The organism is Pseudomonas sp. Bc-h (assembly GCF_002080045.1).
In the GTDB taxonomy this organism is placed as follows: domain Bacteria; phylum Pseudomonadota; class Gammaproteobacteria; order Pseudomonadales; family Pseudomonadaceae; genus Aquipseudomonas.
This window is the reverse complement of the sequence record NZ_MUIN01000010.1, coordinates 103,254-125,379: the sequence shown is the minus strand read 5'-3', so window position 1 is coordinate 125,379 and position 22,126 is coordinate 103,254. Positions and strand designations below refer to the sequence as shown.

Here is a 22,126-nt window from a genome sequence, read left to right as displayed (position 1 = left end):
GGTGACTGGCGATCAATGACTAATAAAAGGAGCACCTGATGAGCACCGAAAATCGCAGCCAAGTGATCGAAGATTTCCTGCAGAAAATCCGCGTCATCCATCAAAGGGGCGTTGATCGCCAAGCGTTGCAAGAGATCGTCAGCCTGCTCGAAGGGCTGGCCGAGCGTCGCGATCTGTTCAATTTCGGCACCTTCCCTGCGCCAGTGCCGGGCGAGGGCGATACGGCCTTTCGGTATCGTCTGAACGACGACGGCGAGACGCCGACGCTGTACATGAATTCCTTGCTGCCGGGCAAAAGCACGCTGCCGCACAACCACGAAACCTGGGCGGTGATCGTCGCGGTGGAAGGTCAGGAAATCAACTATGTGTGGGCGCGCACCGACGATGGCAGTGACCCTACATTTGCCAAGCTTGAGCTGGATAAGGAAGTAGTGGTGCAGCCGGGCACGTCGATCAGCTTCCTGGGGGAAGACTTGCACGGCATCAAGGTCGATGGCGACAAACCGACGTTGCATTTCCACCTCTACGGCCGTCCGCTTGAATCATTGAACGGGCGATACGGCGTCAACACCGAAGGCAGGGTGCTCAACTACAACGCGTCGCAAATGGCCCCGTCGATCAAGGCCTACTCATGATCGATCTCTATTACTGGCCCACCGGGAACGGCCTGAAAGTCGGCATCCTGCTCGAAGAACTGGAGCAGGCATACCGCCTGCGGCCCATCAATATTCGCAGTGGCGAGCAGAAACAGGACTGGTTCCAGGCGATCAGCGCCAACGGGCGAATTCCGGCGATTGTCGATCACGCGCCTGTTGCAGACGGCCAGCCGCTGAGCCTGTTCGAATCCGGGGCTATTCTCAATTATCTGGCGGACAAGGCCGGGCGTTTTTTACCGGCGCAAGGTACGGCCGAACGTCAGCGGGTGCAGGAATGGCTGTTCTGGCAGGTCGGGCATGTGACGCCTTACCTGAGCCAGCTGCAGCTGTTCAAGGAGAAGGCGCCGGAGCCCATCCCGTTCGCCCTCGACCTGCTCGGCGCCGAAGCCGCGAGACTCTACGGCGTGCTGGAAAAGCGTCTGAGCGAAGTGCCGTTCGTGGCGGGGGAATATTCCATCGCCGACATGGCGATCTTCCCGTGGATTCAGCCGCTGCGTCAGGGCCAGGACCTGGCGCACTACCCGAATATCAATGCCTGGCGCGAACGCATCAAGGCCCGACCGGCCGTGCAGAGAGCCTATGAAAAGGGCAGGGAAGTGGCGGCGGGCGAGAAGTCGCTGGCGTTGCAGTAACCGGGAGTGAAAGTCCTGCAAACGCCGGATCTTTCTGCGTAGCACATTTCCTGTGGGAGGGAGCTTGCTCGCGAAAGATCGTTTGCACGATAGACATGTTTCGTCGGTACGGGCCATTCGCGAGCAAGTTCCTTCCCACAGGTTTCGCGCCTGGCACTGAACCCAGCCAAGAATGAGAATCACGAGAATTCCATGAGCCAGAAAGTCACCCCGCAACACCTGCAGACCTGGTTGTTCGACGGACAGGAAATCGCCCTGTTCGATGTGCGCGAGCATGGGCAATATGGCGAAGCGCATTTATTTCACGGGGTGAATCTGCCCTACAGCCGTCTTGAGCTGGAGGTGCGTCGGCTGGCGCCCAACCCCAGCGTACGATTGGTAATTTACGATCAGACTGGCAGCGACATTTCGGTTAACGCAGCGCAGCGTCTGCATGATCTGGGTTACACCCGCGTTCATGTACTGGAAGGCGGCGCCGATGGCTGGCAGGCGGCGGGTCTGCAATTGTTCGCCGGGGTTCACGTGCCGTCCAAGGCCTTCGGTGAGTTGGTGGAAGAAGCCAGCGACACCCCGCACATCAGCGCGCCCGAACTGGCGGCATTGCAGGCCAAAGGCGAACCGCTGGTGCTGCTGGACGGTCGGCCATTCGACGAATACCGCAAGATGACCATTCCCGGTTCGATCTGCTGTCCCAACGGCGAACTGGGCTATCGGCTGGCCGATCTGGTGCCTGACGAAACCACCCCTATCGTGGTCAATTGCGCCGGTCGCACGCGCAGCATCATCGGTGCTCAGACCCTGATCGACCTCGGCGTGAAGAACCCGGTCTATGCGCTGGAAAACGGCACCCAGGGCTGGTATCTCGCTGATCTGCCGCTGGAGCACGGCAGCAGTCGGCGTTACCCGGAGGTGTCCGCAGGCGCGGCGTTAAGCGAGCAACGTGACGCCGCGCAACGTTTGGCGCAGCGTGCGGGCGTGCAGACCGTCAACGCCGAGCAGGTCGCCGTCTGGGCTAAAGACGCTAAGCGCAGCCTGTTCCTCTGCGACGTGCGCACCCCTGAAGAATTCGCCCTCGGCAGTTTGCCCGGCGCGCAACACACGCCGGGCGGGCAGTTGATTCAATCCACCGATCTGTACGTCGGCGTGCGTGGCGCGCGGCTGGTGCTGGTGGACAACGACGGGGTGCGTGCGCCCATCGTCGCCAGTTGGTTGCGTCAATTGGGCCATCAGGCTTACGTGTTGGAAGGTGGTCTGCACAGCGGACTGGCGTTGCCGAGCGGCCAGTCTCCTGTGGCGCCGACCTTGAGTGTGATCACCGCCGCCGAGCTCGATCACTTGCTCCGGGACGATGCCGTTGCGTTGGTGGATTTGCGTGGGAGCGTGGCCTTTCGCAAAGCCCATATAGCGGGTTCGAGCTGGTCAATTCGGTCGCGTCTGGTCGATGATCTGGCGTCTGAATCAAAGCCTGTAGTGTTGGTGGCCGATCATTCCGACATTGCAGCGGTTGCAGTGCTTGAATTGCCAGAGCAGCAGCGTGGAGCAGTGCGTTGGCTGGATTTCAAAACCTGGCAAGCGGCGGGCCTTCCCCTGAGTGAAGACGTCAGTAATCCGCCGGACGAGCAGTGCATTGACTTCCTGTTCTTCACCCATGATCGGCATTCCGGTAACAAGGACGCGGCCCGCCAGTATCTGGCGTGGGAAATCGGTTTGCTGGGGCAGATGACACCGCAGGAAATCGCCAGCCTCAAGCCCTTGGCTGCAAACGGAGGTGAGAGCCGGGTGCGCACCCGGCTGATCCATGCCGCCCGTGGCCCAAAGGGCAGTGGCGTGCGCGGCGTTAACCCTCCGGTATCGCGTATGAGCACCGTGCTGTTCGACAGCCTTGGCGAGATGCGCGATGCCCGCAAACGTCGGGACACCGAACGCGTGCTGAGTTACGGCGCCCGTGGCAACCCCACGGCATTCGAGCTGGAGGATCTGGTCACCGAACTGGAAGGCGGCTATCGCACGCGCCTGTTCGGCACCGGTCTGGCGGCGGTGGCGCAAACCTTCCTCGCTTACCTGCGCCCCGGCGATCATGTGCTGATTACCGACGCGGTGTACTCGCCGGTGCGTCAGGTTGCCGAGGAGTTCCTGCAACCGTTCGGCATTCAGCACAGCTATTTCGCCGCCGATGGCAGCGGGCTTGAGGACAAACTGCAGGCCAACACCCGGATGGTCTACGCCGAAGTGCCCGGATCGCTGCTCTACGAGCTGGCCGACATTCCGGCCATTGCCGCGCTGTGCAAATCTCGTGGCATTCTGTTGGCTGTCGACAACACCTACGGCTCGGGTTATCAGTACCGGCCGCTGAAGTTGGGCGCGGACATTTCCATCATGGCCCTGACTAAATACCTGGCCGGACATAGCGATGTGGTGATGGGCAGCGTCTGTACAACCCAGGCGGTGTGGCAGCCATTGGCGGTGATGACCGACACCTTCGGCAGCACCGTCAGCCCCGACGATGCGTATCTGGTGCTGCGCGGCGCCCGCACCCTGGCCGCACGGCTGGATGTTCATCAGCGCCAGGCGCTACACGTGGCCCAGTGGTTGCAACAGCATCCGCAGGTCCAGCGCGTTTTCCACCCAGCCCTGGCGGATCACCCGAATCATGCCCTCTGGAAACGCGATTTCACCGGCAGCAACGGCTTGCTGACTTTCGAACTCGCCGACCATGACCCCAGACATCTGGAGTCCTTTATCGAGGCCTTGCAACTGTTCGGGCTCGGGGCGTCATGGGGCGGTTTTGAAAGCCTGATCATCGTCGCCAGCGTCAAGGATCGCCACAACGCGGCAGACAAAGCCCTGAACCCGCTGTTGCGACTGCACATCGGGTTGGAGGATGTGAGCGCGTTGATCGAGGATCTGGAACGCGGGTTTGCGGCGATTCGGTGACTTGGCACTCTGCGTTTTGGTCGAAGCGAAAATCATGGACATATAGATAAGTACCGCACAGTGAGGATTCCCGGACGTCATCATTCATTACCTTCTGTAGGCGACTCATAACATGAGCGCCATTGGTCAGACGCGGGAGGTGTCTATGAGCGTTAAAAAACGCAAGGCAAAGATGCAATTGATTGTTGACCTTAGATCCGACGCACGCTCCATTGCAGGTATGGGATTGTCTGAAAATCAGAAGCATTTTTTACGAGTAGGGCTTGCCCTTGGCAAGGACCTCGAGCCTGCGGGGCCGATGGCCGGACTCAGAGCTTGACCCCTGAAAAAAACCGCCAGAAATGGCGGTTTGTTATTTAGCGTAATTGTTGCCTACGAGATCAAAATCCCGCCTTACCCACCGATGCCCCACCATCGACGAATAACGTCTGGCCGGTTATGAATCCGCTCTGTTCGGACAGCAGAAACGCAATCGCCGAAGCGATTTCTTCGGGTTGGCCGAAACGGCCCATGGGTACGCCGGCGAGGTAGCGTTTTTCGCCTTCACTGCCCACCGGGTTGTTCTGCCGGAACAGTTCGGTTTCGGTCGGACCGGGCGCGACGGCGTTCACGGTGATGCCGGTCTGCGCCAGTTCCAGCGCCCAGGAGCGGGTGAAGCTGATCAGTGCGGCCTTGGCGGCGGCATAAGCCGTGCGCTGAGTGATGCCGAGTACCGTGAGGCTGGAAATATTGACGATACGGCCCCAGCCCTGTTCGCGCATATGCGGCAGCAGGGCCTGAGTGGCGAGCAGTGCTGAGTGCAGATTAACGCTCATGACTGCGTCGAAGTCCTCCAGCTCGATCTGCCCCAAGGGTTGAGGGCGAACCAGACCGACGTTGTTCACCAGCCCGTCGAAACGATAATGCTGGGCCAGTTCGGCCATACCGCAGCGGGTCTGATCCTTGTCGCTCAGATCGAGCTCTTTGAGGACCCCGGGAAAGGTCGGATCGTCGGCATTGCGGGCGATGCCCACCACTTGATGGCCAGCGGCGGCAAGGTATTCGGACAGCGCGCGGCCAATGCCTTTGCTGGCGCCGGTGATCAGAAAGGTGCGTTGGGACATGTGAGGTCTCCGTTGAATAGCGGTGTCAGGTGCACCATGGGGGCGACATGAATGCCACCTCGAAATCGTTCGTAGCAGTCCGGTCAGGCGGCTACAGGGAAATCCATGCGCTAGAAGCAGCGGCGCCGGGTTCGTCGGTCATTTGGTTGCTGAGCTCTTGAGAAACGCCAGCAGCGCGAGCAGCGGAAAAGCGCTCCCGGCGATGACGATCCAGATCCAGCCGCCGTGGTCGTACAGGGCGCTGGCGATCACCGAGCCAGTGGCGCCGCCGATAAAGATGCTGGTCATGTACAGGGCGTTGAGGCGGCTGCGGCTCCTGGCATCCAGGGCGTAGACCGAGCGCTGGCCGAGAACCATGTTCATCTGCACGCAGAAATCCAGAACGATGCCGGTCACCGCCATCCCGATCACTGCGTAGGCCGGCGTGATCAGGCTGGGCAGAAAGCTCAGTGCGGCGAAGAGCATGGCGCACAGGCTGGCGACTCGGGTGTGGCCAGCATCGGCCAGACGTCCGGCGATTGGCGCGGCGATGGCGCCAATAGCACCCACCAGCGCGAAAATGGCGATCTGGCTTTGCGATAACCCGTAATGGCCAGCCAGCTCCAGCGGCACCGCCGTCCAGAACAGGCTGAAAGTGGCGAACATGCAGGCCTGATAGAACGCCCGCTGACGCAAAACCGGCTGCTTGCGCAACAAAGTCCACAGCGATTTGAGCAGTTGCCCGTAGCTGGCGTTGTGCGCGGGTTGGTGTTTGGGAATGGTCGTGGCCAGCACCGCGCTAATGACCAGCATCACCACTGCGGCGGTACCGAACACGGCACGCCAGCCGAAGTGGTCGGCGATCAGGCTGGAGGCCGGTCGGGCCAGCAGAATCCCCAGCAACAGGCCGCCCATGATGCTGCCAACCACGCGCCCACGGGTTTCCTCCGGCGCCAGATGCGCAGCCAGCGGAATCAGGATCTGCACCGCCACCGAGCTGAAGCCCACCAGCAGCGACGCCAGCAGGAACAGGTTCGGCGTTTGGGCGAACGCCGCACTCAACAGGCTGAGAATCGCGACGCCGGTGGTGGTGATCATCAGCTTGCGGTTTTCCAGCAGATCACCCAGCGGCACCAGAAAAAACAGGCCCAGCGCGTAGCCAATCTGGGTCAGCGACACGATAAAGCTCGCCAGCGTGCTGGACAGCCCGATATCCGGAGCGATCAGGCCAATAATGGGTTGCGCATAATAGATATTGGCCACGATCGCGCCGCAGCAAAACGCGAACAGCACGGCCAGCCCCTTGGTCATCGTTGCACCCTGGGTTGCGTGAGGCATGGAAGTCATCCGGATACTCGACTGGCATCGGACCGCACAGAACACGGCTCTGGCGCGGCACATGGGAATGGATGCGCGAGAGGCTAACGCTTTTTCGTTGCGTTAAGAAGGGTTGTTGGGATGATATGTTTTATGCGTGAAAAGAATGATGCCGGCGTGCCACCCCCCCCACACCCGTCATCCTTCCGAAACTTTTCCTCACTCCCCCCGGTCACTCCTACACATACTCCAAGGGAATTACGGCGATGGCTCGGGCAATCTGGAAAGGCGCAATCAGTTTCGGGTTGGTGCATATTCCTGTCGCACTGGTGTCGGCGACCTCGCAGCAGGGAGTCGATTTCGACTGGCTGGACAAGCGCAGCATGGACCCGGTCGGCTACAAGCGGATCAACAAGGCCACGGGAAAGGAAATCACTAAGGAGAATATCGTCAAGGGCGTGCAGTACGAGAAGGGGCGTTACGTGGTGATCAGCGAAGACGAGATTCGCGCCGCGCACCCCAAGTCGACGCAGACCATCGATATCTTCGGTTTCGTCGACAGCAAGGACATTCCGCTGCAGAACATCGACACCCCGTACTTCCTGGCGCCCGACAAGCGTGGCGAGAAGGTCTACGCTCTGTTACGGCAGACGCTGGTAGACACAGGCAAAGTGGCGCTGGCTCATGTGGTGATCCGCACCAGCCAGCATCTGGCCGCGGTGATGCCGCTGGAGTCGGCGATCGTGCTGGTGCTGTTGCGCTGGCCTGCCGAGGTGCGAGGGCTGGACACTCTGGATCTGCCCAAGGAAGCCACTGACGTCAAACTCAGCAAGAGTGAACTGGACATGGCCAAGCGCCTGGTCAAGGACATGAGCACCGAATGGACACCGGACGCCGAGGAATACCGCGACACGTTCCAGGACCAGATTATGGCGCTGGTCGAGACCAAGGCCCGGGAAGGCAAGATCGAGAACGTGGAGACCGACGCTGGCGAGACCGAGCGTAAGTCCGCTGATGTCATCGATCTGACAGAGTTGCTCAAACGCAGTCTGGGCAGTCGAGGCGGTTCCGCCAAGGCCCCGGAAAAAACAAAAACAGCCAGCAAGAGCAAAACCGCAGCCGCTGATGATGACGTTCCGGCAAAACGGCGCGCCCCTGCCAGGAAGAAGGCAACCAAAGCGTCCTGAGCATGGGCAGCTCTGGAACAAGGTGCAGAGGTCTGATCGATCATGGCAAAACCCGTGAGTGAGTACACCCGCAAGCGTAATTTCGATATCACCTCCGAGCCCCCTGAAACCGCGGGACGGGCTCGAAGTGGCAAAGGCAAGGCGCTGAGTTTCGTTATCCACAAGCACGATGCGCGCAATCTGCACTATGACTTTCGACTTGAGCTGGACGGCACACTTAAGAGTTGGGCAGTGCCCAAAGGGCCGAGCCTTGATCCGAAAAACAAGCGCCTGGCGGTACACGTCGAAGATCATCCGCTGGGGTATGGCAGTTTCGAGGGCAGTATTCCCGAGGGCCAATACGGCGCCGGCGACGTGATTGTCTGGGATCGCGGCATCTGGCAGCCCCACGGCGATCCGCGCGAAACCTACAAGGCTGGCAAACTCAAGTTCACCCTGATCGGTGAAAAGCTTACCGGTGACTGGGCCTTGGTGCGCACCCATCTGCCAGGCAGCGGCGACAAGGAGCAATGGCTGCTGATTAAGGAGAAGGACGAGGCGGTGCGCTCTGCCGACGAGTACGATATCGTCGCCGACAAGCCTGAAAGCGTGGTGAGCGGCGCAACGGTGGGCGAGGGCCGCGCCTCGGCCAAGAGCGGCACACGCAAGACCGCAGCGGCCGCGCCAGTGGCAGAGAAAAAGCCCGCAAGCAAAACAACGAAGAAGCCGGCCGCGAAAAAAACCGCCATTCCTCAAAAGCTTTCCCCGCAACTCGCCACGTTGATGGATACGCCGCCCGAAGGTGAGTGGCTGTACGAGATCAAGTTCGACGGCTATCGGATCATGACCCGGATTCTCGACGGTGAGGTGCGGCTGATCACCCGCAATGGGCATGACTGGACCGAGCGTCTGCCGTTGCAAGCCAAGGCTATCAGCGAACTGAACCTGGGCGATGGCTGGCTTGATGGCGAAATGGTGGTGCTCAACGACGCGGGGTTACCGGACTTTCAGGCGCTGCAAAATGCCTTCGACATCGGCCGTAGCAAGGACATCGTTTATTACCTGTTCGACGTGCCATTCCTGAATGGTGAAGACCTGCGCGAAAAGCCCGTGGAAGACCGCCGCGCAGCCCTCAAAAAGCTGTTGGGCAAACAGAAGAAAGGTTTGCTGCGATTCTCCGATGCGTTTTCTGCAGGTCATCGCGACATCATCGAGAGCGCTTGCCTGCTGTCCCTTGAAGGGGTGATCGGCAAGCGTGCCGGCAGCGTCTATCAGTCCCGACGCAGCCCGGACTGGATCAAGCTCAAATGCAAGCTGCGCCAAGAGTTCGTCATCGTTGGCTTCACCAAACCGCAAGGCACACGCAGCGGCTTCGGTGCGCTGCTGCTGGCCGTGAACGAAGAGGGCGCGGGTTTGGTGTACGCCGGGCGGGTGGGCACGGGGTTCAATCAGAAAACGCTCGCAGAGCTGTTCGAGAAGATGCAGCCGCTGGAACAGGACGCGTCGCCTCTGGGCAAAAAACTCACCAGCGCTCAAGGCCGGGGAGTGCACTGGATTAAACCGACACTGGTCGGCGAAGTGGAATTCGGTGAGTGGACCCGCGAAGGCATCGTTCGTCATTCGGCTTTTATTGCACTGCGCAGCGACAAACCTGCCAGCGAAGTGGTCCATGAGTATCCCAAGACGCCCAAAGACATCAAGGCGCCATTCAAGCCCAATGCTTCCAAGACCAGCGCATCAAAAACGGATGAGCTTGCAGGAAAGCCCAAGGCTGCGAGCAAACGCGATAGCAAGGACAAAATTGAAGTCGCAGGGGTACTGATCAGCCATCCGGAACGGGTGATCGACAAGAAAAGCGGCTTGCACAAAATCGATCTGGCGCACTTCTACGAGTCGATTTCCGACTGGATTCTGCCGCACCTCGACCACCGTGCCGTGGCGCTGTTGCGCTGCCCGGAAGGCGTGGAAGGCGAGCAGTTTTTTCAGAAGCACGCCGAGCGTCTGGCGATTCCCAACATCAAGCAACTGGACCCCAAGCTGGACCCCGGTCATGCGCGGCTGATGGAAATCGACAGCGTGCAGGCGCTCGTTGGCGCCGCGCAGATGGGCACTATCGAGTTACACACCTGGGGTTCGACCTACGACAAGATCGAGCTGCCGGATCACTTCGTCCTGGACCTTGACCCGGACCCGGCGTTGCCATGGCGGAGCATGATCGAAGCGACGCAGATTACCTTGTCGGTGCTGGACGAGCTGGGCCTGGACGCCTATATCAAGACCAGCGGCGGCAAGGGCATGCACATCATCGTACCGCTGGCGCGCAAGGCCGACTGGGACACCGTCAAGGCCTTTGCCAAGGCTTTGGCGCAGTTCATTGCCGAGCAGTTGCCGGAGCGCTTTACCGCGACGTCGGGGCCGAAAAACCGCGTCAGCAAGATCTTCATCGACTACCTGCGCAATACCCGTGGCGCCAGTACCGTGGCGGCTTACTCAGCGCGGGCCAGGCCAGGGTTGCCGGTGTCGGTGCCGGTCAGCCGGGACGAACTGGCGAGCCTCAAGTCATCTGATCAGTGGAACATTGCCAACCTTCAAAAGCGCCTGCGCAAGCTCAAGGCCGATCCGTGGGCGGGGTACAAAAACACTCAGCGGATTACCAGGCCGATGTGGAAACGGTTGGGGGTCAAGGCTCCGACGTGAGGTCGGCTGAAGTATTTGTAACAGCACCGCTTGCCGGAGAGTGTGGGGGATCGGTGATAGTTTAGTGAATGCCATACCGCTTTCGCTGCCCTCGTCACCTCGGGCGTCTCCCACAGGGTCTTCGTTGAACCTGGGGTTTGCGGGCGTCTCCCACAGGGTCTTCGTTGAACCTGTGGTTTGCGGGCGTCTTTGACAGGGCTTTGTTGAACCTGCGGTTTGCGGGTGGTTTCAGGTTCAGTAGGTGCGGGCGTATTCAGGAAGATTGCTGTTCCAGGCTACGTCGCAATTGCCCCGGCGCCATGCCGTAGGTGTCCTTGAATACCTTGCTGAATGCTGCCTGGGACTGATAACCGACCTGGGCGGCGATGTCGCTCAGGCCGCTCTGCGTACGACTTAACAAGCCATAGGCCATTTGCATGCGTACTTGCGTGAGCAGCGTCCAGGGTGAGTTGCCAGCGAGTTTGGCGAATGCTCGCATGAACGTGGCGCGGGACATGCTTGCCCGTTCTGCAAGGGCTTCGATGGTCCACTCATGGGCGGGGTCTTGCAGCATCGCCTGCCAAGCCCGGCCTAACCGTTTGTCACCCAGCAACGCCAGGCTGCCTTCGTTTTGCGGCGCCTCTTGCAGATGCGCTCGCAGTACCAGCGTGAACAGTGCCGAAGTCAGGGCATTGACCATGAACTGGCCGCCCGCCTGATTACCGTCCGCTTCACTGCGCAGCAAGGTCACCAGCGCGGGGAGGGGGTCGCCGTCGTTGAGAGATTGGGTGGAAATCAGCAGGTGATCGGGCAGCGCCGAGAACAGCATGGAATCGCGCTGATAGACAAAGCGCCCGCAGAGCAGATCCAGCTCCGATCCATTGCCGAAGCGCTGCACGGTGAGCAGTCCACCCTCTTCGCGTCTTGGGGCTGACGGCGTCACCCGTTCGCCGCGACTGAGCAGCAGATGGCCGACACCGCTGGGCAGAACCAGAATATCGCCGGCCACCAGCTTCAGACGGCGACCGTCGGGCAGTTCGATCCGGCATTCTCCGGCGAGCACAATGTGATAGGGCGCGATGCCGCCGGCTTCCTGAGCATGGTCAAGCGCCCAGTCGCCCTGGAACTGGCAACGCAGGTCAAGGCTTCCGCGGACGTCAGCTAAAGTGATGAGCGTGTCGATGGCGTTCATATGCGACTTTCTGACAAAGAAATGAGCCAAACGAGCAAGTTACCCGAACGCCCTTGGCGGACACTATTTGTGTTCCCGGCGCAGTCTAGTCGCCGCTCTCAGGAGATACCACCATGTTCAGCAATTGGTCCGACCTCGTTTCCACCATCAAGCAATCCTTTGGTTCGCTGTCCAAATCCAACCCGAAAATGGTCAAGGCCTATATGACCCTTGGCGATGCGGCTGCCGAAAACAATGTGCTCGATGCCAAGACCCGCGAGTTGATATCCATCGCAGTCGCGATCACCACCCGCTGTGACGGCTGTATCGGCGCTCACTCCGAAGCCGCTATTGCCGCTGGCGCGACCCGCGAAGAAGTGGCTGCGGCGCTGGCTACCGCCATCTCGCTGAATGCCGGCGCAGCATACATCTACTCGATGCACGCGCTGGAAGCGTACGACGCGTTGAAGAAGTAAGGCGGGGATTCACTGGCTGTAGTCGTATGGCTTGCCCACGGTGCCGACCTTGTGAGCGCCACCACGGGCAAGCCGTGTTGCTACTGCGTCAACGTTGGTAGGGATATCGTCTCAAGTCTGTATAGCGCTACCCAAACAAGTATGGCTGCGTCACCGATACTGAGGACGGTGGCAAGGGTAACACTTATATCCAGGACGAAATTAATGTTCATAAACGGGTTAGTTCAAAAGGATGCCGATGGCTATTCCAAATGTCCCAAGCTTCTTCCATTGATGGTCAAGCGTTTCCAATCTTAGCCATCAACCAGAGACTCACAGCCCCCAGCAGTAGCATGCAACTACCCACTATCGGGCCCGCTGTCCAGATACGCAGGCTTAGCGGTACCTGATCAGTTTCATTCCGGTCTATTAAGCCTCTTTTTTCAAGTAAAACGCTCAATGTGAAAACCAGCGCCACGGCGCCCAGCCTGTTCAGCATTGCGATCGGACCGTTGCCTTTCCATAGGCGTTTAGTGTCCGAAATGATTCGGCAACCTGTGAGGTACTGTTCGGCGGCGGGGAGTTTTCGGTATGCCGAAAACAGCAGGAGAATCAGGTTCAACAACGTTAAGCCGCACATAACCATGGCAATCCATCCGGAGGTGTCGTTATTCATCGTTCAATATGCTCGAAGAGTTTTTCGCCTGCCTGTTCACCGAAGTGAGAGCCTGCCATACCGCCAGCATATGAACCTAGAGAACCCCCGATTACAGCGCATGCCAAGGTGCCCGCCCCGCCAGTGGGAATCCCGAAAGCAATACAAACAGCCCCTGCGAGATAGGCTCCCGCAGTCCCTCCAACGGTCGCTAAGCCTATACTTGCGGCCGTCTTGCCGCCCTCGACATATTTGGCCCTGGTGCATTCACTCTCTCGTCCGACAGAGCAAGCCTCCTGAATCTCCAATGCCCCCGCACCGACATCCAGCGCGATCCCTACATAGGTGCCTTTACTCATTGAACTCGCCAGTTTGGATACGACTCTGACGTGCCTGGCATACCCCGCAATCTCCCCTGTATGAAGATAGCTCTTGCTCGAAATACCAAGAATTCGCTTCATCTTGCCCCGGTTGTTCAGGTCGGTTCCAACTCGGCCAACGCCTTTGAGCTGGGTTTCCATCCGGGCAAACAAAGTTCGGCGTTGTGGGAAAAACTGATCATTAGTCATCGCGCCGTAACGCCAACGCTGATGCAACGTCTCGATTTCTTTGAGCAGATTTTCAATTCCGGCTAAATGCTTGCTCCACGCCCCCGTGCTGGCACCAATCCCGATCGAGCCGTACGACAAGATGCTTTGGAGTACATCAAAATTTTGCACCATGACTTCAGCTTCACTGTTCGTGGTGCCGATCATGGACATGCGCACGTCCTGTGCCAGTTGCATCAACTGTGTTTTCTCAGGGGTACACATGTGCGCAGGTCCATCGCTTACGATAACCACTTCGCCAGGCATGACTACGTTGTTGCGCAGGTAGGGGTTGAGTTGGTCGAACTTGGGACGTAGGGCGACGGGCAGGGCGAGCAGGTGGTCACGCAGGTAGTTGTAGTTTTGGGGCCGGTCATTGACGAATACGTGAGGGCTCGACATGGTTCAGCCTCCTGTTTTACTGGAATGAGGAGGCGACAATAAAGACGCGACTTAGCAAGTGTCATTAAACAAACGGCCAAAAACGGCATGACTACGAGCTTTTCGGAAAGCGCCTACGGAGGGCGCTTCCAAGACATTATCAGGTCAGTGAATAAATGCCTTCGCTTCCGAGGGAGACCGCACAGAGGCCAGGGTCTGGGCAGACGCCTGGCATTGACGGATATTCATCCAATTGACGCATGGCTGTCGCCCGATTCCGCCGGGTAGAACTCGCCCTCGAGCCCCAATGCGTGTAAGCGCTGACGTACTTCTTCTTCAACATCGAGCACCTGCTGCGGATCGTCAATGTCGTCAACCACCAGCCAGATACCCCTTACGTTCTGGTCGTGTGTGCCTTCGCTGAGCATGTCGTGGGTAAACGTGTCGTCGGAGCGCCACAGACACAGCTCGTCCTCGTTGTGGCCACTTTCAGCGAGCGCCTCGGCGGAAGTCAGCCAGACTTCGTTGTAGGGCCGCAGGTCCGCTTCGGCCAGTTCTTGCAGGGTGATCACCGTCTTCATTTCGTTGCCTCCATGGTCAGTGCTTAAGTTGTGACGCACGGCGGGCAAAGAGCGTTCCCGTGATCTTGCGCAGGCGGACGAAATGGCCGTTGAACCGACCCGACGGTTTGAGGGTCGATCAACCAGTGCCCGGCTATAGGAGGATGCCATGACCGACTCCGGTCTGTTCAGCCGTAGACGTCTACTCACCTTGGCCGCAGGTGTCAGCGCCGCGCTGGTGTTCGAGTCCGCCGCGGCCGGGGTGAAGTCACCTGCCTCCACCGAGAATGCCGATGCGTCATCCGACAAGCAAGGAGTCGAGAAAATGCTCACACGAAACATTCCCGCCAGCGGCGAAGCCCTGCCGATGATCGGCGTCGGCACTTATCGCGGTTTCGATGTCGAGCCCGGCAGCGATGCCTACAAACTCCTGCCCCAAGTCCTGACCGAGCTGTTTCGCGCAGGCGGTACGGTGATCGACAGCTCGCCCATGTACGGCCGCGCTGAACAAACCACGGGCGAACTGCTGTCGATTCATGAGCCGCGGTCTCCGGGGTTCCTGGCCACCAAGGTCTGGACCCGCGGGCGAGAAGCCGGCATCGCGCAGATGGAGGACTCGTTTCGCCTGCTCAAGACCGACCGCATCGACCTGATGCAGATTCACAACCTTCTGGACTGGAAAACCCACCTGCCGACCCTGCGCCAGTGGAAAGAACAGGGTCGCATTCGTTACATCGGCATCACCCATTACACGTCGTCGGCCTACGACGAAGTGGAGGCTGTGCTGAAAGCCGAGCCATTCGATTTCCTGCAGATCAATTACGCACTGGACGACCGGGCTGTCGAGGCGCGGCTGTTGCCGTTGTGTCGCGAACGAGGTGTGGCGGTGATCTGCAATCGACCGTTCGGCGGTGGAGGGTTGCTCGGGCGCTTGAAGGACAAACCGTTGCCTGGCTGGGCGGGCGAAGTGCAGGCGAAAAGCTGGGCGCAACTGGCGCTGAAATTCCTGATTTCGCACTCCGCCGTGACCTGCGCCATTCCGGGGACGGGCAATCCGAAGTACATGAAGGAGAATGCCGGCGCGGCGATGGGGGCTTTGTTGACCGATGCGCAGCGCCAGCAATTGATTGCGTTGGTGGGATAGAGAGCGCACCGCAGCCCTTGTAGCAGAACTTCGTCAGGCCGTGCTGCTACAGGTCAGCGTTTCACTGGCGCAGGCGTCATCAAGATCGTCACCCAAGAGACATTGCGCCGGCAAGCCGTGAAGCTGCCAGGAGTTCCGCATTTGCGAGGCTTAGCGGTTAACCAGCTTCGCCGGCAACGCCACGACCAGCAGGCTGCTGAGCAACAGACACCCGGCAAAGAACCACAATGCGCCCGCACTGCTGCCGGTAACGTCGATCGCGATGCCCATCATCGAGTTGCTGACCAGGCCGGCGATGTTCGCCAATGAACAGGCCAGGGCAAAACCGGTGGCGGCGGCGCGACCCTTGAGGAAGGTCGCCGGCAGGCTGAAGAACACCGGCACCGCACCGATGATCGCCGCCGATGCGATGGCGAACAGCACAACGGTGGCCACCACGTTATGGGTGAAGAACGGGCTCGCGGCCATGGCCACGGCGCCGATCCAGAACGGCACGATGATGTGCCAGCGGCGTTCGCGGCGACGGTCGGAGCTGGCGCCGATCATCAGCATGCCGATCAGCGCGGCGACGCTGGGCAGGGCAGTGAGGATGCCGATGTGAAAGGTGTCGGTGACTCCGGCGTTCTTGATGAAGGTCGGCATCCAGAATCCCATGGCGTAGGCGCTGAGCAGGATCGAAAAATCGATACCGCCAAGCATCCACACTTTCAGGTTGAAGAACCCGTCGCGGAAGCTGTGTTTGCTGTCCTTGCCCTCGGCATCGTCCAGACGCAGCTCGCCTTCGAGCAGGGTCTGCTCGCTGGCGTTCAGCCATTTGGCGTCTTTCGGCGCATTGGGCAGGGCCCAGAACGTCAGTACACCCAGCAGCACGCTCGGAATACCCTCGATGAGGAACAGCCACTGCCAGCCGCGCAGCCCGGCAGCTTGATCGAAGTGCCCCATGATCCAGCCGGACAGTGGACCGCCGATAACGCTCGACAGCGGCAGGCCGATCATGAACAGCGCGATGATGCGGCCGCGACGGTAGGTCGGGAACCAGGTGGTCAGGTAGAACAGCACGCCCGGCAGAAAGCCCGCTTCGGCGGCGCCCAGGAAGAACCGCAGGATGTAGAACTGCATCGGCGTGCTGACGAACAACGTGCAGACCGAGAGCAGGCCCCAGGTGATCATGATCCGGGCGATCCAGATCTTCGCCCCGACTTTCTCCAGCACCAGGTTGCTCGGTACTTCGAACAGGATATAGCCAACGAAAAACAGCCCGGCGCCGAGGCCGAAAGCGGTTTCGCTGAAGTGCAACTGATCGAGCATCTGCAGCTTGGCGAAGCCGATGTTGATGCGGTCCAGATACGCGGCCAGGTAGCAGAAACACAGGAACGGAATGAGCTTCCAGGTGATCTTGTGGTACAGCGCTTTGATCGGGTCCGCGACAGCTGTCGCGGCGGTTTCTACATTCGCAGAGGGCATGGGTGTCTCCTGGCGGTTCTTTGACCGATGAGCACAGCTCGCGGCTGATCTTGCCTGCGTTTGCTGCGTTCTCCTACGGCCTGTTGTGGTTTTTGTTTGCCGCACATCAAGTACTCTGGCAAGCACCGGATGGCGACTTCCAAAGGCAGTGTCAGAAGACTGGGCACTGGCCCGCCGATCCATGGCGAAGCTGTGTCCAGTGAGTGCGCGAGAAGCCTGCGCGACCAGTGCTCTGTGGCCTGGTTCTGACGGCGGAAATTCCGTTTCTGCCGGGTGTGTTCAGTCAGTTGTATCTCGGGTGTCTGAGTGACCGTTTTCGCGAGCAAGCTCCCTCCCACAGGTTCCGATGCCAGGCACAAATGTAGAGAATCGCCATGAACCTGTGGGAGGGAGCTTGCTCGCGAAGACTGTGTGGCAGACACCGCGGGCATTCCTTCATGGCTACGCTCTGAATTTCGCCATCGCCTCCTGTTTGCTCACCACATCGCCGTACTTGCTGTCGATGTCGAACAGGTTGGCCTCATGCGGATCAGGGTGGCGGTCGCCGACGCACTCACGCACGACGATGGTCCGGAAACCATGCTGCACAGCATCCACCGCCGTCGCCCGGATACAGCCACTGGTCGAGCAACCGGCCAGTACCACGGTGTCGATGCCTTGCGCGTGCAGCATCGATGCCAGCGAGGTGCCGAAGAACGAACTGGCGTATTGCTTGCTGATGACCACTTCTTCCGGCAGGGGCAGCGCCTCTTCGCAGAACGCCGCCAGCGGATTGCCCTCGACCATGTCCTTCATAACAGGCGCCTTTTTCACCCACATCCCGCCGTCGGCAAAATGTGACGGGTGATAGCGGATGTTGGTGTGCACCACCGGGATGCCCTGTTGGCGGGCGCAATCGAGCAGCTCGACGCTCTCGGCCACGGCACTGACCACGCCCGGCGCGAACAGCGGCGCGCCCGGTTGGGTGTAGCCCTGCATGAAATCGATCATCAGCAACGCCGGTTTTTTCCCGAAGCCGATGCGGTTGCCCCAGACGCCTTGATAGTTGGCGTCGGCGCTTTGGTTCTGTTCACTCATGGTGTTCTCCCACCAACGGGCTGCCGAGGAAATCGCCAAACGCGGCAAAGAAGCCCGCCAGGTTGTCCCACGGAATCATGTGCCCGGCATCTTCCACGCGAGCGATGACAATCGTCGGCTGCAACTGTCGGATTTCAGCCTCGTCCTGCGCCTGAATCACACCACCACGGGTTGCGACGATAAGCAGGGCAGGGACCGGCAACTGCGGCAGATCCTGATGAAAATCCACCTCGTGGAAATCGTTGAACGCCCGCACGATGGCCGGCTCGTAACAGGTGTGCAGCCATTCGGCGCGCAATTGCAGCTGTTCCTCGGTCCAGGTCGGGCAGAACGCGCGCATGTCTTCAGCGCTCATGCCGTTCTGCGACTGGCGGATCGAGTCCACGTACCACGGCAGTTTCGACGGGTACTCGCGACGGCCCGGGCCGGACACCGGCGGATCGATCAGCACCAGACTTTTAAGGCCCTTCGGGTTGCGCACTGCAGTCCGCGCGGCAAAACGCGCCCCCATTGAGTGGCCCACCAGGTGATAGCTGTGCAAGCTCATGGCGTGGGCGAATGCGCTGATGTCGTCGGCGCAGGTGTCGACGCTGTAGTCCAGATCCGGCCCGGTGGAGGACAAACCACGACCGCGCGCATCGAGTACGTAGGTGTCGAAATGCTCACCCAGGCGCTCGGCCACGAAGCCCCAGGTGATCGCCGGGCTGGTAATGCCCGGGATCAGAATCAGCGCGGGTTTGTTGGCATGTTGGGTGCCGCCGTAGCGCAGGTAGTGCTGACGAATACCGTTGGCGTGGACATTACCACCGTGAATGAAGGTGCTCACGCTGGTACCCCCGATTTCAGGTCCTGACCGTACAGGTCATAGCCATACACCCAGGCCGGGTCTTCCTGCGTGCGCAGCCAGGTGTTGGCGTTCGAAACCGCCTGCACGCGCGAGGCGCGTTCCTTGCGGTTGGCTTCATACAGCTCGAAGGCGGTGCGGTAGTCAGTCAGGCCGGTTTCCTGCAGGCAGCGGGTCAGCATCGCGGCGTCTTCGATGGCCATCCCGGCGCCTTGCGCCATGTGCGGCTTCATCGGGTGGCAAGCGTCGCCCAGCAGCACCAGACGACCACGGCTCCACAGCGGCAGCGGGTTGCGGTTGAGCAACGGCCATTTGGTCACACTTTCGGTGGACTCGATCAACGCCTGCACGGTCGGGTGATAACCGGCGAAGGCTTCGTACATCTCCTCTTGGCTGCTGTCGACCCAGTTGCTCTGGAAATCCCAGGCCGGGTGAGGCACGCCCGTGACGTAGTAGTACTCATCGCGCTTGCCGGTGGTGTGATAAACCATCATGTGACGGTCTTCACTCCACCATTTGACGCAGTTCTCGAAATCCAGGTTGTATTTGGTCAGTACTTCGCTGCGGATCAGCGCACGGTGCGCGACCCAGCCGCTGTACAGCGGTTTTTCAAAGCCCAGCAATTCCTCGCGGATTTTCGAGTTGATGCCATCGGCGCCGATCACGATGTCCGCGTCGGCGTGAGTGCCGTCGGCAAAGTTCAGGCGCACGCCGTTGTCGCGTTCTTCAAGGGTGGTCAGGCATTTGCTGAAATGCACGCTGCCCGCGGCGAGGGTCGACATCTGCAGCGCATGCAGGTCGCCACGGTGCACGGTGATGTAGGCCGCGCCGTATTCCTTGCGTGAGAATTCGCCCAACGCGATGCGGGACATGTAGTCGCCGGTCGCGCCATCGCGGCTGAACCAGAAGTCAGGGTGCGAGCCCATGTCGCTCAGTTGCTGCTCGATGCCCATGCGACGGAAGATTTTCATGATGTTCGGACCCATGTGGATCCCCGCACCAATACGCGAGAATTCCGGGGCCTGTTCGTAGATGTCGACGTGAAATCCCGCCTTCTGCAGCAGCGTGGCGGCTGCAGCGCCACCCAGACCGGCTCCGACGATGGCAATTTTTTGAGTGCTAGGCATGGCGCGCTTTCCTTCGTGTTTCGCGAATCTTTGGTGAGTGTGCGGCGAATCATGCTCATCGCCACGTTGCGTTTTTAAAGTGTATACGCTCAATTTTCAAAATGTGAATAGCTCTTTCAAAAAATAGTCCACCACGTCGCAAACAGGCATGTCACCCTTTGTAACCCAGTAAATTCAGGCTATGTGTGCATTGGTAACGAAATGGCGCGGGTATTGCAGACTGCGTTCGTTTGATGTCTTATCGCTTTTAATTAGTGTGTACACTTCAAAAAATGCACTAGTGTGATGCGGGATGCCTTTCAATGGTGCATTCGGTGCCGGGTGTTTCGCCTGAGCCGGATGTCGAGGAGACGAGAGATGCCAGTTAGCGATTGCGAATTGACCCAGATGTTCGAGCACGTTCTGAAACTGTCGAAAGTGGATACGACCCAGAGCGTCGCGGTGCTCAAGAGCCACTACTCAGATCCGCGCACCGTGCGTGCCGCGATGGACGCAGCGCAGCGGCTCGGCGCCAAGGTGTATGCGGTGGAATTGCCGTCGTTCAATCACCCCAAGGCCATGGGCAACGACATGACGGCTTACTGCGGCGACACCGCGCTGACCGGCAACATCGCCGCGCAGCGGGCGCTGGAAGCAGCCGACCTGATCGTCGACACCATGATGCTGCTGCACTCGCCGGAACAGGAGCAGATCCTCAAGACCGGCACGCGTATTCTGCTGGCTGTCGAACCCCCGGAAGTGCTGGCGCGCATGCTTCCCACGATTGCCGACAAGGAACGTGTGCTCGCAGCGGAGCAGGTGCTCAAGTCGGCGCGCTCGATTCATGTGAAGTCCCGCGCGGGCAGCGATTTCCGTGCGCAACTGGGGCAGTATCCGTCGGTCACCGAGTACGGCTTCGCCGATGAGCCGGGGCGTTGGGATCACTGGCCCAGCGGCTTTCTGTTCTCCTGGCCGAATGAAGAAACGGCCGAAGGCACGCTGGTCATCGACATTGGCGACATCGTCCTGCCGTTCAAGAACTACTCCCGCGAGCAAATCATTCTGGAGATCGACAAGGGCTTCATTACCGGGATCAAGGGTGGCTTCGAGGCTGAATACCTGCGCGATTACATGAAATATTTCAACGATCCCGAGGTATATGGCATTTCCCACATCGGCTGGGGCCTGCAGCCGCGCGCACAGTGGACGGCCATGGGCCTGCACGACAAGAACGACGGCATGTGCATGGACGCCCGCGCGTTCTATGGCAACTTCCTGTTCTCTACCGGCCCGAACACCGAGGTCGGCGGCACCCGCAAAACCCCGTGTCACCTGGATATTCCGCTGCGTCATTGCGACATTTATCTGGATGATCAGGCAGTGGTGCTGGGCGGGGACGTGGTGGCGCCCGAGGCTTCTAAGGCTAGTTGACAGTTTGTCCAGATCTTGCTGGCCCTACACGACCTATGTGGGAGGGAGCGAAGCTCGCGATGGCGGTGGATCAGCCACTGAATCAGCGTCTGAACGGATATTTCGCGAGCTTCGCTCCCTCCCACGGTTTGATCTGCAGTGCTTTTTGAAGATTCCCCTGTCTGCCCGCAACCGTTAATGTACCCACCACTTCTATATCCCGCCGAATGAGCCAGCCGTGCCCACTGACAACCCCTCCAACGACAATCAGTCCTACACCTTTTCCGAGCAGGTCGGCCATCTGCTGCGCAAGGCTTACCAGCGTCATCTGGCGATCTTTCAGCAGAATGTCGGCGACTCGCAACTCACGGCGGTGCAGTTCGTCACCCTCTGTGCGCTGCGCGATCACGGGCCCAGCTCGCAGACCGAACTGGTCAAGGCCACGGCGGTGGACCAGGCGACCATTCGCGGCATCGTCGACCGGCTCAAGGCCCGGGACCTGATCAGCCTTGATCCGGACCCGCAGGATCGGCGCAAAGTGATCTGCAGCCTGACCGACAGCGGCCTGCAACTGGTGCAGGAAACGGTGCCCCGGGCTGCACAGATATCCGAGCTGACCCTGAGCAAGCTCAACCCTGCCGAGCGTGTGGCCGTGTTGTTTCTGCTGCGCAAGTTGATTGATGAGCCGGAGGAGTAAGACCGCTCCGGGTCGATGCGACCCTTTTGAGCGACGCTCCCACAGTTGATCTCCTACTGATCTGAATGCATCGCAGATCCAGTAGCAGTCCGGCCGGACTGCTACAGGTAAT

The 22,126-nt window shown here is 59.7% G+C and carries 20 protein-coding genes; 10 read left to right on the top strand and 10 right to left on the bottom strand.

All coding sequences use genetic code 11. The features are described from left to right. The first annotated feature begins 38 nt into the window (after positions 1-38). The 4 genes from BWR59_RS19555 (at position 39) to BWR59_RS32440 (ending at position 4,541) form a co-directional block, all read left to right on the top strand. Complete coding sequence (locus tag BWR59_RS19555; RefSeq protein WP_081567299.1) at positions 39-635, top strand: cysteine dioxygenase family protein; 597 nt, start codon at positions 39-41, stop codon at positions 633-635. Next, a complete protein-coding gene (locus BWR59_RS19550) occupies positions 632-1,288 on the top strand; it encodes a glutathione S-transferase N-terminal domain-containing protein (RefSeq protein ID WP_081567298.1) in 657 nt (218 codons plus the stop codon). The genes BWR59_RS19555 and BWR59_RS19550 overlap by 4 nt, the downstream gene beginning before the upstream one ends. 192 nt (positions 1,289-1,480) lie before the next feature. Beyond that, entirely contained in the window at positions 1,481-4,222 is a 2,742-nt protein-coding gene (metC, locus tag BWR59_RS19545) for a cystathionine beta-lyase (RefSeq protein ID WP_081567297.1), read from the top strand. A 145-nt stretch (positions 4,223-4,367) separates the two neighbouring features. Continuing rightward, positions 4,368-4,541: a hypothetical protein gene (locus tag BWR59_RS32440; protein WP_168184510.1), complete on the top strand. Its 174-nt coding sequence runs from the start codon at positions 4,368-4,370 to the stop codon at positions 4,539-4,541. A gap of 61 nt (positions 4,542-4,602) precedes the next feature. Here the strand turns inward: BWR59_RS32440 and BWR59_RS19535 are convergent, their stop codons facing one another. Continuing rightward, positions 4,603-5,325, bottom strand: coding sequence for an SDR family oxidoreductase (locus tag BWR59_RS19535; protein ID WP_081567295.1), 723 nt, complete (start codon positions 5,323-5,325; stop codon positions 4,603-4,605). 138 nt (positions 5,326-5,463) lie between these two features. Next, entirely contained in the window at positions 5,464-6,642 is a 1,179-nt protein-coding gene (locus BWR59_RS19530) for an MFS transporter (RefSeq protein ID WP_143490881.1), read from the bottom strand. A gap of 245 nt (positions 6,643-6,887) precedes the next feature. On the opposite strand from BWR59_RS19530, the gene BWR59_RS19525 reads away from it, so the two are divergent. Then, positions 6,888-7,808: a Ku protein gene (locus BWR59_RS19525; RefSeq protein WP_081567293.1), complete on the top strand. Its 921-nt coding sequence runs from the start codon at positions 6,888-6,890 to the stop codon at positions 7,806-7,808. Positions 7,809-7,850: 42 nt separating this feature from the next. Continuing rightward, on the top strand, positions 7,851-10,484 hold the full coding sequence (gene ligD, locus BWR59_RS19520) for a DNA ligase D (protein WP_081567292.1): 2,634 nt from the start codon (positions 7,851-7,853) through the stop codon (positions 10,482-10,484). 253 nt (positions 10,485-10,737) lie between these two features. Here the strand turns inward: ligD and BWR59_RS19515 are convergent, their stop codons facing one another. Then, positions 10,738-11,655 (bottom strand): AraC family transcriptional regulator, encoded by a 918-nt coding sequence (locus BWR59_RS19515; protein WP_081567291.1) that lies wholly within the window; start codon positions 11,653-11,655, stop codon positions 10,738-10,740. A 113-nt stretch (positions 11,656-11,768) separates the two neighbouring features. Between BWR59_RS19515 and BWR59_RS19510 the strand changes: the two genes are divergently transcribed. Further along, positions 11,769-12,110, top strand: coding sequence for a carboxymuconolactone decarboxylase family protein (locus BWR59_RS19510; RefSeq protein ID WP_081567290.1), 342 nt, complete (start codon positions 11,769-11,771; stop codon positions 12,108-12,110). A gap of 277 nt (positions 12,111-12,387) precedes the next feature. Here the strand turns inward: BWR59_RS19510 and BWR59_RS19505 are convergent, their stop codons facing one another. The 3 genes from BWR59_RS19505 to BWR59_RS19495 all read right to left on the bottom strand — a co-directional run bounded on the left by BWR59_RS19505 (position 12,388) and on the right by BWR59_RS19495 (position 14,293). Next, a complete protein-coding gene (locus tag BWR59_RS19505) occupies positions 12,388-12,765 on the bottom strand; it encodes a hypothetical protein (RefSeq protein ID WP_081567289.1) in 378 nt (125 codons plus the stop codon). Continuing rightward, positions 12,762-13,733, bottom strand: a complete 972-nt coding sequence (locus tag BWR59_RS19500; protein ID WP_081567288.1) for a hypothetical protein — start codon at positions 13,731-13,733, stop codon at positions 12,762-12,764. Before BWR59_RS19500 ends, BWR59_RS19505 begins: the two co-directional genes overlap by 4 nt. Positions 13,734-13,957: 224 nt before the next feature. After that, positions 13,958-14,293: a hypothetical protein gene (locus tag BWR59_RS19495; RefSeq protein ID WP_081567287.1), complete on the bottom strand. Its 336-nt coding sequence runs from the start codon at positions 14,291-14,293 to the stop codon at positions 13,958-13,960. Between the two features lie 148 nt (positions 14,294-14,441). Here BWR59_RS19495 and BWR59_RS19490 point away from each other — a divergent pair, with 148 nt between their 5' ends. Continuing rightward, positions 14,442-15,416, top strand: a complete 975-nt coding sequence (locus BWR59_RS19490) for an aldo/keto reductase (RefSeq protein WP_081567286.1) — start codon at positions 14,442-14,444, stop codon at positions 15,414-15,416. Between the two features lie 150 nt (positions 15,417-15,566). Here BWR59_RS19490 and BWR59_RS19485 read toward each other — a convergent pair whose 3' ends face one another. The 4 genes from BWR59_RS19485 to BWR59_RS19470 all read right to left on the bottom strand — a co-directional run bounded on the left by BWR59_RS19485 (position 15,567) and on the right by BWR59_RS19470 (position 19,928). Further along, positions 15,567-16,880 (bottom strand): MFS transporter, encoded by a 1,314-nt coding sequence (locus BWR59_RS19485; RefSeq protein WP_081567285.1) that lies wholly within the window; start codon positions 16,878-16,880, stop codon positions 15,567-15,569. A gap of 441 nt (positions 16,881-17,321) precedes the next feature. Next, positions 17,322-17,957 (bottom strand): N-carbamoylsarcosine amidohydrolase, encoded by a 636-nt coding sequence (locus tag BWR59_RS19480; protein WP_081567284.1) that lies wholly within the window; start codon positions 17,955-17,957, stop codon positions 17,322-17,324. Then, positions 17,950-18,783: an alpha/beta hydrolase gene (locus BWR59_RS19475; RefSeq protein WP_081567283.1), complete on the bottom strand. Its 834-nt coding sequence runs from the start codon at positions 18,781-18,783 to the stop codon at positions 17,950-17,952. The genes BWR59_RS19480 and BWR59_RS19475 overlap by 8 nt, the downstream gene beginning before the upstream one ends. Continuing rightward, positions 18,780-19,928 carry an FAD-dependent monooxygenase gene (locus BWR59_RS19470; RefSeq protein WP_081567282.1) on the bottom strand — a complete coding sequence of 383 codons (1,149 nt, stop codon included), beginning with the start codon at positions 19,926-19,928 and terminating at the stop codon, positions 18,780-18,782. The genes BWR59_RS19475 and BWR59_RS19470 overlap by 4 nt, the downstream gene beginning before the upstream one ends. A gap of 357 nt (positions 19,929-20,285) precedes the next feature. On the opposite strand from BWR59_RS19470, the gene BWR59_RS19465 reads away from it, so the two are divergent. Then, the gene (locus BWR59_RS19465; protein ID WP_081567281.1) at positions 20,286-21,338 is read left to right on the top strand and encodes a 2,5-dihydroxypyridine 5,6-dioxygenase; all 1,053 of its coding nucleotides are present in this window, start codon (positions 20,286-20,288) and stop codon (positions 21,336-21,338) included. Positions 21,339-21,555: 217 nt separating this feature from the next. Continuing rightward, positions 21,556-22,014 carry a MarR family transcriptional regulator gene (locus tag BWR59_RS19460; protein ID WP_081567280.1) on the top strand — a complete coding sequence of 153 codons (459 nt, stop codon included), beginning with the start codon at positions 21,556-21,558 and terminating at the stop codon, positions 22,012-22,014. Positions 22,015-22,126: the final 112 nt, after the last annotated feature.

Coding starts and splice junctions, on each gene's coding strand:
- BWR59_RS19555 (WP_081567299.1), top strand. CDS start 39: ATGAGCACCGAAAATCGCAGCCAAGTGATCGAAGATTTCCTGCAGAAA.
- BWR59_RS19550 (WP_081567298.1), top strand. CDS start 632: ATGATCGATCTCTATTACTGGCCCACCGGGAACGGCCTGAAAGTCGGC.
- metC (WP_081567297.1), top strand. CDS start 1,481: ATGAGCCAGAAAGTCACCCCGCAACACCTGCAGACCTGGTTGTTCGAC.
- BWR59_RS32440 (WP_168184510.1), top strand. CDS start 4,368: ATGAGCGTTAAAAAACGCAAGGCAAAGATGCAATTGATTGTTGACCTT.
- BWR59_RS19535 (WP_081567295.1), bottom strand. CDS start 5,325: ATGTCCCAACGCACCTTTCTGATCACCGGCGCCAGCAAAGGCATTGGC.
- BWR59_RS19530 (WP_143490881.1), bottom strand. CDS start 6,642: ATGCCTCACGCAACCCAGGGTGCAACGATGACCAAGGGGCTGGCCGTG.
- BWR59_RS19525 (WP_081567293.1), top strand. CDS start 6,888: ATGGCTCGGGCAATCTGGAAAGGCGCAATCAGTTTCGGGTTGGTGCAT.
- ligD (WP_081567292.1), top strand. CDS start 7,851: ATGGCAAAACCCGTGAGTGAGTACACCCGCAAGCGTAATTTCGATATC.
- BWR59_RS19515 (WP_081567291.1), bottom strand. CDS start 11,655: ATGAACGCCATCGACACGCTCATCACTTTAGCTGACGTCCGCGGAAGC.
- BWR59_RS19510 (WP_081567290.1), top strand. CDS start 11,769: ATGTTCAGCAATTGGTCCGACCTCGTTTCCACCATCAAGCAATCCTTT.
- BWR59_RS19505 (WP_081567289.1), bottom strand. CDS start 12,765: ATGAATAACGACACCTCCGGATGGATTGCCATGGTTATGTGCGGCTTA.
- BWR59_RS19500 (WP_081567288.1), bottom strand. CDS start 13,733: ATGTCGAGCCCTCACGTATTCGTCAATGACCGGCCCCAAAACTACAAC.
- BWR59_RS19495 (WP_081567287.1), bottom strand. CDS start 14,293: ATGAAGACGGTGATCACCCTGCAAGAACTGGCCGAAGCGGACCTGCGG.
- BWR59_RS19490 (WP_081567286.1), top strand. CDS start 14,442: ATGACCGACTCCGGTCTGTTCAGCCGTAGACGTCTACTCACCTTGGCC.
- BWR59_RS19485 (WP_081567285.1), bottom strand. CDS start 16,880: ATGCCCTCTGCGAATGTAGAAACCGCCGCGACAGCTGTCGCGGACCCG.
- BWR59_RS19480 (WP_081567284.1), bottom strand. CDS start 17,957: ATGAGTGAACAGAACCAAAGCGCCGACGCCAACTATCAAGGCGTCTGG.
- BWR59_RS19470 (WP_081567282.1), bottom strand. CDS start 19,928: ATGCCTAGCACTCAAAAAATTGCCATCGTCGGAGCCGGTCTGGGTGGC.
- BWR59_RS19465 (WP_081567281.1), top strand. CDS start 20,286: ATGCCAGTTAGCGATTGCGAATTGACCCAGATGTTCGAGCACGTTCTG.